At 51.1% G+C, this 12,594-nt stretch carries 8 protein-coding genes and 1 pseudogene; all 9 read left to right on the plus strand.

All coding sequences use genetic code 11. The features are described 5' to 3' along the window. Positions 1-10 precede the first annotated feature (10 nt). Positions 11-3,022, plus strand: coding sequence for a DUF4838 domain-containing protein (locus tag RB620_RS22285; RefSeq protein WP_308098222.1), 3,012 nt, complete (start codon positions 11-13; stop codon positions 3,020-3,022). 58 nt (positions 3,023-3,080) lie between these two features. Further along, positions 3,081-3,395: a glycoside hydrolase N-terminal domain-containing protein gene (locus tag RB620_RS22290; protein ID WP_308098223.1), complete on the plus strand. Its 315-nt coding sequence runs from the start codon at positions 3,081-3,083 to the stop codon at positions 3,393-3,395. Next, a complete protein-coding gene (locus RB620_RS22295) occupies positions 3,376-3,951 on the plus strand; it encodes a glycoside hydrolase N-terminal domain-containing protein (protein ID WP_308098235.1) in 576 nt (191 codons plus the stop codon). The genes RB620_RS22290 and RB620_RS22295 overlap by 20 nt, the downstream gene beginning before the upstream one ends. 37 nt (positions 3,952-3,988) lie before the next feature. Then, a complete protein-coding gene (locus tag RB620_RS22300) occupies positions 3,989-6,709 on the plus strand; it encodes a glycosyl hydrolase family 95 catalytic domain-containing protein (RefSeq protein WP_308098225.1) in 2,721 nt (906 codons plus the stop codon). A gap of 26 nt (positions 6,710-6,735) precedes the next feature. Further along, positions 6,736-10,401, plus strand: a complete 3,666-nt coding sequence (locus RB620_RS22305; RefSeq protein WP_308098227.1) for a beta-N-acetylglucosaminidase domain-containing protein — start codon at positions 6,736-6,738, stop codon at positions 10,399-10,401. Next, the gene (locus tag RB620_RS22310; protein WP_374121449.1) at positions 10,352-10,840 is read left to right on the plus strand and encodes a dockerin type I domain-containing protein; all 489 of its coding nucleotides are present in this window, start codon (positions 10,352-10,354) and stop codon (positions 10,838-10,840) included. The genes RB620_RS22305 and RB620_RS22310 overlap by 50 nt, the downstream gene beginning before the upstream one ends. Positions 10,841-10,859: 19 nt before the next feature. Beyond that, a pseudogene (locus RB620_RS30530) lies at positions 10,860-11,043 on the plus strand (IS66 family transposase); the annotation flags it as partial. Between the two features lie 456 nt (positions 11,044-11,499). Then, the gene (locus tag RB620_RS22320; RefSeq protein WP_308098229.1) at positions 11,500-11,889 is read left to right on the plus strand and encodes a HAMP domain-containing protein; all 390 of its coding nucleotides are present in this window, start codon (positions 11,500-11,502) and stop codon (positions 11,887-11,889) included. A 259-nt stretch (positions 11,890-12,148) separates the two neighbouring features. Then, positions 12,149-12,370, plus strand: coding sequence for an ATP-binding protein (locus tag RB620_RS22325; RefSeq protein WP_308098239.1), 222 nt, complete (start codon positions 12,149-12,151; stop codon positions 12,368-12,370). Positions 12,371-12,594: the final 224 nt, after the last annotated feature.

The raw sequence follows: 12,594 nt of genomic DNA on the forward strand, positions 1-12,594 counted from the left end.
GAGGTGTTTATTGTTGATCCCTACATTCAGAATGAAGCTGATTAGTCTGGCCCTCGTCCTATGCTTTCTGGCACAAACGGTGTATATGAGTCCCCGGGCATCTGCAGACGGGCTTGCCGCCGCTGCGGCTGGAGAGGGTCTGACATTGGTGTCTAATCGTCAGAGCGAATCTGCCGTTATCTGGTGGAGCAAAGCGAGTGAATCGGAGGCTGCTGCCTTTGCGGCGGAAGAAATCCAGAGCTACGTCATGCAAATAACGAGAACGGAAATTCCTGTATATGAAGGGTCGGTAACGAGCAAAGGCGTTGCCCTGCTGAATCATATGGACAGCGCATTGCTTATCGTGAGCGGAGAAGAAGCGGACGCGCTAGTCTCCGGCAACGGGCCGATCGATATACCGGCGGAGTGGCTCGCCTCGGCCAATGCTTCGCTTGCCGATGCGGCGGATGATTCATTCGCAGCGGAGACGCAGCAGAATCGAATGGTGCTTGCAGGGGTTAATGAGCGCGGCACCTTATATTCGGCCTATGAGCTGCTGGAGAGCGCAGGCGTGGAATTTTTTGCTCCGGCATTCGACTATTACGAAGGAAATGCGGAGTATGTGCCGTCATCTGGCACATTGACGGTGCCGGACATGAATGGCTTATCCGAGCCAAGCTTCGAATTCCGCAGGAAGTATGTCGAGGAAGGCTGGAGCCATACGGCGGAGAATCTGCCGCAGCTCATTGACTGGATGGCCAAAAACAAGCTGAATACGCTTGTTGTTCCCTACGATTATATCGCGCAAGGAAACACCCGATGGGACGATTGGCGTGAAGAGCTTATCGACGACCTCGAGAAACGCGGAATGATCGTGGAGGTCGGCGGGCACGGCTTCGAGAGCTTCCTGACCCGCGAGAAATACGGGGCGGCGCATCCGGAATGGTTCGTCTCCGGCTACAACGTATTCAACATTGCCAATGAAGAAGCGGTGGACACGTACGTGAACGAGGTTGTCGCCTATTTGAAGGCGCGTCCGGAGATCGGGATATTCGACTCCTGGCCGCCCGATGTCGCGACTTGGCCTCCGGCTGTGCTGGCCAAGTTCGGCACGAGCGCCAATGCGTACGCGTACGTCGTCAATAAGCTGCATGCGGCTGTGAAAGAGCAATTGCCGGGCGTTCGGATAGAAGCGATCGCCTACGCGACTCATGTGAATCCGCCGAGCGCGGAATACCAATACGATGAATCCGTCTTAATCGATTTTGCGCCTTATTTCCGCAGCTATCGGGATTCCGTATTTTCACCGGCTAACCAATCCGTCATTAATCAAATCAACAGCTGGAAGGATAAGTTCGAAGGCACCTTTACGATGTATGAATATTATCGCCGTTATGCGTTCCACTCCCTTCCGGTTGTTTTCCCGCAGCTGATCGGCCAGGAGCTTCCTTACTACAAACAGTTCGGGATGGACGGCATCGGCACCTACTCGGAGCCCGGCGATTGGATTACCTTCGAAATCACCCATATCATCCTTGCGAAAATGTCATGGAACGCCGACCTGAATGCCCAGGAGCTGATTCAGGACTATATTCAAAGCAGATACGGGGCTGCGGCTGACGAAATGGAGGAGTATTTCCGACTCGTAGAGGAAGCGGGCAGGTCGATCTATAACTCCCCGACCGGCGACATGAATAATGCGACGCGGGTAACGGAAATGAGAACCAAATATTTGCAAGCGAAAGAGCAGCTGGAGAGCGCACTGACCAAGACGGCAGACGGCAGCAAAGAGAGTTACATGGCGGAGCGGCTCCTATGGAATATCGAATTTGCGATCGCAGATGTAAGTGTGGATTATTACCGGCTGCTCGGCGACAACGCCAGCATGGCAGCTTCAAGAGCGCAGGCGCAAAACGTTATGAACGCGCATCGCTTCGATGGCATCATTCTGCAAAATTCCTATCTCATTCGCGAATACATCTCGGGCTACGGAAACACGAACTGGATCTATGACATGTATCGCGGCGAATTGAAGCATGCGCCGATGATCTCGACGATGGGCACTTATCAATCGAATCATCTTAGCCATATTGTCGATGACAAGAACGATACCGTGTTCTGGTCAAACGCTGCGCCTCTTGTCGGCGATTATATCGGCATTGACCTGCAGACTGTGCAGAATGTCAAACAAATCAAGCTGCTTATGTCGAAGCCGGATAAACCGAATGACTACATTCGCAATGGCGTCATTGAGGTTTCCAAGGATTTCGAGGAATGGGAGACCGTAGCGACGCTTAGCAGCCAGCCGGAGGCTGATCTGACTGTTGAAGAAGGCACTGAGGCGAGATATGTTCGAATTCGCTCGACAGCCGCGCAGTCGCAATGGGTCATCATCCGTGAGTTTGCGGTCGAAGCCGAAGAGCTGGAAGAGCCGCGGGATGAGCTGCAATCGACCATTGAAGCGGACCGGAACGAAGTAACGGCTGGAGAGAACGTCGAGCTAACGGCAGGGTTCAAGCAGATTCCTGCCTCGGTATACGCTCTTGAGATGACATTGGATTACGATGCCAACGTGCTGGAGTTTGTATCGGCACAGTCCATCAAGAGCGGTCTGGCATTAGTCGACAGCGCAAGCTCCGCCGGCAAGCTCCGTATAATTGCCGCTAGCGAAGGGGCGGGCCATGCCCTTGAAGGAGACTTGCAGCTGGTCCGGCTCAGCTTCAAGGCCAAGGATGTGACAGATGACACGACTAGTACGGTCACGATCTCACATGCCGCGTTAGGGAATGATCTTGGCGTTGAAGTGGGCGCGCTCCCAGCCTCAGTCGATATTGCAGTCCATTCGATTCCGGTTGGCATCCCAGCCGACATCAACAAGGACGGCAAGGTCAGCGTCGGAGACCTCGGCTTCGTCGCCGCTCATTATGGCAAGACGTCCGCTAGTCCGGATTGGGCCCAGATCAAGCATGCAGACCTCGATAAGAACAAAGTTATCGATCTGCCTGATCTCGCAGCCGTTGCTTCGGCCATTATTGAACAATAATTCAAATATCCCCGCAGCTGAGACGCAGTAACGAACAATAAGGAGGCGAAAGCGTCTAATGAATCAGCACACCCATCGATTGGCAGCCAGAACCGCTCTGCTATTATCTGTACTCATGACTTATTCCATCTTCGCAAGTGCCCTCATTCAAACAATGGGAGGAAGCTATTCCAAAGTCTATGCGGACTCTTCTCTGCAAGCGGCGGAAGCGGGATCCTCGGAGAATGACCTTGCCCTATGGTACCGCCAGCCGGCTACGGCCTGGGAGACCCAAGCGCTGCCGATCGGCAACGGACATATGGGCGGCATGGTGTTCGGAGGAGTGGAGCAGGAACGAGGAAGGCGTAGAGAAGCTGACGGATGGCTCTATTGACACCAAATGGTATTCCGGAGACGGAAAACCTCCGTTCTGGATTCAATGGGAGTATGCCGAGGCAAAGGTCATTACCGGTTATTCCTTAACATCGGGGAATGATGTGCCGAACCGGGACCCGAAGGACTGGACCTTGAAGGGCTCCAATGACGGAGTGCAGTGGACCGTTCTGGATACAAGAACGAATGAGGAATTTGCGTCACGAAAATTAACGAAAACCTACAGCTTTACGAACAATACGGCCTATAAGTTTTACAAGTTTGACCTCGTGACGAAAGGCGGCACGCAAATTCAATTATCCGAGATGAAGCTAATCGGACAAGACGCTGCTCCCAAAACGTACACCAATTACCGTCGTGAATTGGACATCCAGGATGCAATGGCAAGAGTGTCCTATACGATGGACGGCGTGAATTATAAGCGGGAATATTTCCTCAGTTATCCCGACAAAGCGATGGTTATGCGTTTGACAACGGACAATAATCATCCTCTGAGCTTTGACGTGCGCATGACAGGCGCGCAGCCTTCCCATTCTGTAGCGGTTCCAAGGCAATGATACGCTTGTGCTCGGCGGACAGGTGCCGAGCAATAAGATGGGGTATGAAGCTCAGCTTAAGGTGAAGAACGAAGGCGGAACGGTAAAGGCGGCTGGCGGGAAAATTACGGTCGAAGGCGCTAACGCGGTGACGATTGTGATGTCGGCGGCCACCGATTACGCGAATGATTTTCCGACCTACAAGAGCGAAGTGACGCCAAAGGCCAAAGTGGAGTCCGTCATGAGCGCCGTCGCGGGCAAATCCTTCGAGCAGCTGCGAAATGCCCATCTGGCCGATTATCAGGAGCTGTTCCATCGGGTTTCATTGGATTTGGGCGGGGCGACTCCTGAGATTCCAACCGACGAGCTGCTGGGCAAATATAAAGCTAACGGTACGGAAGTCGAGAAGAGAGCCTTGGAGGCGCTATTTTTCCAGTATGGACGTTATTTGTTAATCGCATCATCGCGTGAAGGGTCGCTGCCGGCGAATTTGCAAGGGGTATGGAATCATGTCAACAACCCGCCTTGGAATAGCGACTACCATACGAATATTAATGTGCAGATGAACTATTGGCCGTCGGAGGTCGTGAATCTGGCCGAAACCGATATTCCTTATATCGATTACATCGATTCGCTGCGCGAACCGGGCCGCGTAACCGCGCAAAGGCATCATGGCATTGAAGGCGAAGGCTGGGTCGTTCATACCGTCAACAATCCGTTCGGATATACGGCGCCAGGCTCCGACTTCTACTGGGGATGGTCGCCGGCTGCGGGCGCGTTTATGGTGCAGCAAGTGTGGGATCATTACGCATTTAGCGGCGATGAGCAGCTTCTAGAGAATAAGCTGTACGACATTATTAAGGAAGCAACGCTGTTCTGGACCGAATATCTCGTGGAAGACACAGACGGCAGCCTGGTGTCATCTCCTTCGTATTCCCCGGAGCAAGGAGATGTGGGGATCGGAGTTTCTTACGATCAGGAGCTGATCTGGGAGCTGTTCACGCAGTTTGTGAAAGCCAGCGAGGTTCTGGGCGTGGATGAACAATTGCGAGCAGAGGTTAAGGCCATGCGCGATAAGCTGTGGCTGCCGCAGGTAGGCGCTTGGGGCCAGGTGCAGGAATGGAAGGGAGAGCTTGACAACCCGAATGATCAGCATCGTCATATTTCCCATCTCATTGGTCTATATCCTGGAACCTTGATTAATAAGGTCGATACGCCGGAGCTGTTCGCTGCGGCAAGAGTCACCTTGAACGCCCGCGGCGATGGCGGGACGGGATGGAGCAAAGCGAACAAAATCAATTTGTGGGCCCGCATGCTGGACGGCGACCGCGCGCATAAACTGCTGGGCGAACAATTAAGAGGCAGCACCTTGTCGAATTTGTTCGATACGCACCCTCCTTTCCAAATCGACGGCAATTTTGGTGCAACCTCGGGAATGGCGGAGATGCTTCTGCAGAGTCATACCGGTACGATTGACCTGCTCCCGGCTATGCCTGTTGCTTGGGCCGCTGGAAGCGTAGAAGGACTTGTGGCAAGAGGCGCTTTCGAGGTCGATATGACATGGGAAGGAACGATTCTGCGGGAAGCGATCATTACCTCGAACAAAGGCAACGAGGCAAAGGTGAAATATAAGGATTTTGTTCAAAAGGATGCGATCAAGGTTGTTGGGGTCAGCAATAACAAGCCCGTGCCCTATTCGGTGAATGGCGATGTCATCACGTTCGCGACACAGCCGGGCGGGCAGTACAAAATTATTTCGCAGGTGAAGCCGCCTGTACTGCTGATAAAGGTCGATGACCGCGATGCCTCCATTGTTTATACGGGAACATGGGGTCCGTACAGCAACCCGAGCAACTATCAAGGAACCGAAAGCTTCAGCAATCAAGCGGGAGCTTCCGCCGAATTTACGTTTACTGGCACCCGGATCAAATTTATTAGCGCGCTGCAGCCGAATCATGGACGATTCGACGTTTATCTCGACGGAGAGCTCGCGGCTGAGAATGTCGACGGTTATGCGCCGACGACCAACAAGCAGCAAGTGCTGTTCGAGAGGGACAATCTGCCCGGCGGCGTCCACACGATTAAAGTGGTCGTCAAAGGAACCAAAAACAGCGCATCGTCCAACACCATTGCAATGGTGGACGCTTTCGAATATTTGCCGTTTGTGGAGGAGGAGCAAGATTCGCCTACCGTAACATTGGAAGGACCAGCGTCGGTTGTGAGCGGGGAAGCCTTCGCGGTTCAGGCAGGCGTTAAACATTTGCCGAAAGCGGCTTTTGCTCAGGATATTCATCTGGCCTTCGATGCCGACCGCTTTGACTTTGTTTCGGCAGCAAGCTTATTTGAAGGGCTCAAAGTAGTGGAGTCGCAGCAATCTGAGCCCGGCGTACTGCGCCTTATTCTGGCCAGCATGGGTGAAGAGCATGGAGTGGCAGAGGATTCCCGAATCGTCGAGCTTACCTTCCGCGCGAAGACGGCAGAGGAGCGTTCGACCGGCGCCATTGCGATTACCGCTGCTCTGCTGGGAGACGCAGAAGGGAATGAAACAGCGATCGGATTAGCGGACATGAATATCGAAGTTACGCCTCTGCAAGAGGGCAGCCCGGATCTAAACGGCGATGGAGATGTAAGCATCGGCGACCTCGGCATGATTGCCGCTCATTACGGCAAGGATTCCGCAAGTCTGGATTGGCAGCAAATCAAAAAAGCGGATGTCAATAGGGATGGAAGGATTGATATTGCGGATCTTGTCCGAGTAGCCTCTGTTATTCTTGGTTAAGTCATCAAAAAAATGGAGGAGTAAGAATGCTCAAACGGGTAATGGGATTGGTTCTGGCGGTCGTAATGACCGCCGGAGCCTTTGCGGAGATAAGCGCGGCAAGTCCGGAAGCAAACGCAGCGATCCAGGATTCATATGAGATTTACCCCATTCCGCAGAAACAGACTTATTCAGGCTCGGAGTTTGAGCTGACCGGCGGCGTGAATGTGGTTCTGGAGGATGGGATCGATCAATCGACAAGAAATCGGCTGAATGCCATTCTTGCATCCAAATCGCTTCAAGCTTCGAGGTCTGCCGGGGTTTCACCGGATAAAACCAATGTGCTTATCGGTATAAAAGGCTCCGGCGGCGTGGTTGACCGCTATTTCGCATCACGTATCGATTACGACGAAGCCGTCTTCGAGGAAGAGGATGCTTATGTGCTTGTTATCGACGGTGAGCTTGAAGCGAAGGGGTCGATCGCCATTCTGGGCGCTTCAACCGATGCGGCGTATTACGGACTTGCGACTCTGAACATGATATTCGATCAATTGGACGACACCACCGTGAAGTCCGTTCTCTATGAGGATTTCGCCGATTCGAAGTGGAGGGGCTTTATAGAAGGCTTCTACGGGTTCCCTTGGTCTCATGAGGATCGGATGAGCCTCATGCGTTTTGGGGGCAAAATCAAAATGAATTCTTATATTTTTGCCCCGAAGGATGACCTATATCACAATTCAGCTTGGAGAACGCTCTATCCGCAAGCGGAGCTGGCAAAGATCAAGGAGCTTGTCGATGTGGGGCACGAATCCAAAACACAGTTTGTTTGGGCCATTCATCCGGGCTTCAGCATGATCAAATGGAATGATTACGAGGCTGAGCTGGCGACCCTGATTGCAAAGCTGGAGCAGCTGTACAGCGTCGGCGTCCGTCAATTCGGATTGTTTATGGACGATATCAGCACGGGACAATCCCTTACAGACAAGGATAAGCATGTCCGGCTCGTAACGGATGTCGCGAATTGGGCTGCGGGAAAAGGCGATGTGAAATCATTAATTTATTGTCCTCCGTTTTACAACAAGGCTTGGACAGGCGAGAGCGGAAAGCCGTATTTGCAGGCTTTGAGAGCAGTACCTGAGAACGTCGAAATCATGTGGACGGGCAATGATGTTATCGGAGGGGTCAATCCATCCGAGAATCAATGGGTGAAGGATGAGATCGGCAGAGATCCTTATATCTGGTTCAATTATCCGGTTAACGGGTACAAAAAAAACCGGCTGCTGCTCGGCAAAGTTCCGATGCTTGCGCCGGGCACCGATAATTTCTCGGGAATCGTATCCAACCCGCTTGAGCAAGCGGAGCTTTCCAAGATCGCGTTGTTCGGCGTTGCGGATTATACCTGGAATGTCGATGCTTTCGACAATGGGCAGAGCTGGCGGGATTCCTTCAAGTATATTGAAGAAGAAGTGGCGGAGGAGTATAACACGATCGCTTATCATATGAGCGATCCGTCACCGAATGGCCGCGGCGTTGTATTTGACGAATCCGAGAATGTGAAAGCGCAGCTTGAGGCTTTTCTATCCGCGTACAATAGCGGCGCCTCGATACAGGCAGCCGGGAATGAGCTGATTGCGCAATTTAATCATATTCTCGAAGCGATTCAAGGCTTCCGGACAAAGCTCGATAATCCAAGCTTGATGGATGAAATAGAGCCGTGGCTCAATAGCTTGTATTTCGTCGTTCTGGCTGACAAATATGCGGTTGAGTCGGCGATCGCGCTTCAGGACGGCGATAATCAAGCAGCTTGGGAGGCGCTTGCGAAAGCATCGAAGGCAATGGCCGAATCGAAAACATTTACAAGAGAAGTGCTGGGTGCGCAGCCTCAAATTGTGGAAGCGGGAGCAAAGCGTTTGGCGCCTTTCGCCAATCAATTGATTCAGAAGCTGGATACAGCCATGTATGCCGAATTTGATCCGGCGTATTATGCTGCGCTTCCTGCAAGCTCTTACGGCTCTTTGCCGGGGATTGCGAACATGCTGGACGGCGACCTGAAAACAAATGTGTATATCCAAACGTTGCAGAAGAACGGGGATTGGTATGGCGTTGATTTCGGCAAACCGATTCGAGTGTCGGATATCGAAATTTTGCAGGGCAGAACGGATACGGATCATGATATATTCCAACGAGGCATGCTTGAGTATTCCTTGGACGGCCAGACCTGGACGGCGATCGGGGAGGAAAGATCCGGCTTCCGAATTCAAGTCGGCGGCCTGGACGTGGAAGCGCAATATATCCGATATCGTCTGACGCATGCGGGAATTCCCGGCGGCAAGCCAGACTTGTGGACGGCGGTAAGAGAGTTTGCAGTGAACCAACACAGTCGGAAGCCGATGATCTATACGAATGTGCCGGAGCTGGCGAATACAGCTGTAACCTTTGGGGGGGCATCGGCTCAGCTCTCGAATGTGAACGGCATCACGCTGGGGCCATCAGAGTATGTAGGCATCAAGCTGACATCGATCGAGAATATTTCCCATATTACGCTTGCCCGATCGACCGATGATGCTGTTCTGGAAGCTTCGGTGAATGGGCTGGAGTGGCAGCCGGTCACGCCGGGAAGCAGCCTATATCCGAGCGCAGCTTATGTCAGACTTGTGAATAAAGGCGAGCAGCCGATTACGATGGATGTGACGACGCTGCAGGTACAATATGAGAAGTTTGCGGATCCCGTTGTTACCCATAATTATTCGAGCGTACATCAAGGCTCGCTGAGCGCTGTCTTTGACAGAAGCTTAGAGGCCAAGGTTTGGTTCAACGGACGCCAAACGCCGGGCAGATATGTCCAGGTGGATATGGGAGGTATCGTGAACGTTCAGAATGCCGGCGTCGTCATTAATGACGGGGAAGGCGACTACTTCCGCCAAGGCGATTTGCAGTTATCCGTGGACGGCGTGAATTGGGAGACCATTCATACCTTCAGCAATCCAGGCGATCGCAGCAAAAACTTCCCTGAGCACGTTGCGCCCTACCGGTATTTGCGAGTGGAGGTCGACCATAAGCCTGCAAGGTACATCCGATTGTATACAACGGTTGATAACGCAGGTTGGCTGGCGCTGAATGAGATTCTCGTGAATGAAGGCATTGACAGACCAGGAACGGAAAGTCCGGTCATCGTTGCCGAGCCGCAAGGCAGTATGGGCAATGAAGCGGTTCTCGCCATTGATCAGAAATTATCAACCGCCTATGCGCCTCAGGAGACATCAGAAGCGGGGCAGCTTCATTACAAGCTGTTCAAATTTACAGAACTGGATCAAATCACGATCCTGCAAAGTCCGTCTACTCTGTCGAATGCCCGTGTCTCGATTCGGGATGAGGAAGGCTGGCATGAAGCGGGAAGCTTAATGCAAGCTTATAACTCTATTGACACGTCGGCTTATGAGCATGTGTTCGATGTGAGACTGGAGTGGGATAGCGGTTCCGCCCCTATCATTCACCGTTCGGAAGGGCGACATAGAAGAACCTCCAACGGGGCAGCTTCAGTCGGAATTGGCAGCGCCGGATACCGTGAATGCCGGCGACACCTTTACCGTTCAATTCGGGCTGGCTCATCTGAGCAAAGAAGTATTCGCTCAACACATTACGATCGCCTACAACCCGGATGTAATGGCATTCCTGTCGGCGGTTTCGTTGAAGGAAGGCATCAGCTTAGTTGATTCGCAAACGGATACGCCAGGCGTCCTTCAGTTCATCGTCATAAGCGAAGGTCCTGAGCACGCCGTTAACCGCAATGAACGGATCTTGGAGCTGAGCTACCAGGCATTGTCGGAAGCGGATGCGTCCAGCAACGCGGTCACCGTCACGAAAGCAACGGTTGGCCATGCGGATGGGACCGAAACCGATGCGGCAGCTTCATCCGTTTCGATCGAAATTAAGGATGTTGCCGGTATACCTGGAGATGTCAATCAGGACGGAAAAGTATCGATCGGCGATCTCGCTATCGTCGCGGTACATTACGGCAAGGACAAGGACAGCGCGGATTGGGAGACAGCCCAAGCAGCGGATGTGGACGGCAATATGATGATTGATATTCGTGATTTGGTACTCGTTGCCAACAGAATAATAGGAAAAGATGGGAAACAAATTGAAAGCTAAAACGTTGTCGTTCAAGTTAAAGAATTGGATGTTTGCGATTACGCCACGCGGCGCGAAGGCAAGTGCGACCATTTACAGCGCTTCAGCATCTCTTTGAACAGCTGCCCCAGCTAGCCGATCCTAAAGATCCGGATGCGCTGGACAAGCTGCTTCCGTGGTCGTCGTCGCTGCCGCTAACTTGTCGCGTATTTAAACAAGAATAAACTTCCAAGGCAATAGCCCTCATCTTGATAACAAGGTGGGGGCTATTTGACGCTTACGTTGAGATCGAAGGCAACATCTACGATGTTGACACGTCACTCAAAGGGAAGAAAATTCAGGTTGATCTGTCTATGATTCAAATATGGAGGGATGACGTTCGCTACGAGGATGCAAGACCGGCTAAACTACGTAGCCAGAAGCATTCTAAGCTCCCATTGGATCAAGAAGAAGCACAGACAACAGCCGTAGGTTCTAACTATTTAGAGCGTGCATTTATCCCTAACACGAATAATTAAAGAAAAGCAGGAAACGACTGGTTTTGATGCCGATTTGCTAGCTTCTTAAGGTTGTAGAACTTTTGACTGTCCAGTATATAAATAATGCTCTGATATTTAAAATAATTAATTCATCTATCATTGGGATGGTTGGGATTATTAATCATTTCCCGGAGGTTGGTCATGATAACGGTATTAGTAGTTGATGATGAAGAGAAAATTCGTGATGTCATTGTATCTTACATGAAAAATGAGGGGTTTCCTTATATAGCAAAACGTATCTCAACGCCGCTTTTGGACATGAAGTGGGTCACTGAACGGATAGCGAACGGTCAGTTGGATGCAAGGGTTCGAATAGACGGAAAGAACGAGCTTGCTGATTTAGGAACTTCGCTGAATGAACTGGCTCAGCAGTTACAAATGCAGGAACAACTTCGAAAAACAATGACTGAAGAAATCGCGCATGAACTACGAACCCCGCTGACCAAATTTAATAAAGTCATTTGCGGGCATTTGAAGATGGGATATGGGAGCCAACCCCAAAACGTATTCATTCCTGTTACGAAGAAATAGAACGGTTAACAAAAATGGTAGCCGGCTGGAAGACCTAACGGATATGGAATCACCGGAATTTCAGTTTGAGCTCAAAGAAGAAACTTTGAATTCGATAATTGAAACAGGGATGGATTTGGTCTCCGACGCTTATCTTGAAAAAAGGTCGATCTACGGGAACTGGGATTGCAGGAGAGGATTTACCGTATATATTCGAGCGTTTTGACCGAAGCGACAGATCCAAAATCGCAAAACCGGCGGTAGCGGTCTAGGTTTAACCATCGTAAAGAAGCTTGTAAACGCTCACGGTGGGCAGGTTTGGGTGGAAAGTAGAGAAGGGACCATGATTTATATTCGACTGCCAAAAGGAAAGCATTATCGCGCCCACTTAATCCCCATACCTCGTAATAAGTCAAACAAACTGTACGTTTTCGTTGAAGAATCTTTCAGACAACACGTTCTTAACATTACTTGTCTTTTAATTGGTTACGATATTTCATAAAAGAATTTCTTATATGAGGATTATCTTCAAAAAAACCGACAAGGCTGGAAATACAAAACGCCATTTGTTTACTTATATGGTGTTCAATTCCTTCTACTTCTTCATACATGACTTATGCAGTTCATGAGATTAACCGGTAATTGTGAGAATTTATGCTTGAATAAACCGGCCACATGGTCATGGAGAGAATCTTGGGCCAGTATGCGGAAATAAGGCTTGCAAAA

Source organism: Paenibacillus sp. LHD-117, assembly GCF_030929555.1.
Taxonomy (GTDB): domain Bacteria; phylum Bacillota; class Bacilli; order Paenibacillales; family Paenibacillaceae; genus Pristimantibacillus.

Excerpts from the sequence above, each read along its gene's own strand:
- RB620_RS22290 (WP_308098223.1), top strand. The coding sequence starts at position 3,081 with ATGAATCAGCACACCCATCGATTGGCAGCCAGAACCGCTCTGCTATTA.
- RB620_RS22320 (WP_308098229.1), top strand. The coding sequence starts at position 11,500 with ATGATAACGGTATTAGTAGTTGATGATGAAGAGAAAATTCGTGATGTC.
- RB620_RS22300 (WP_308098225.1), top strand. The coding sequence starts at position 3,989 with ATGGGGTATGAAGCTCAGCTTAAGGTGAAGAACGAAGGCGGAACGGTA.
- RB620_RS22310 (WP_374121449.1), top strand. The coding sequence starts at position 10,352 with ATGGCATTCCTGTCGGCGGTTTCGTTGAAGGAAGGCATCAGCTTAGTT.
- RB620_RS22305 (WP_308098227.1), top strand. The coding sequence starts at position 6,736 with ATGCTCAAACGGGTAATGGGATTGGTTCTGGCGGTCGTAATGACCGCC.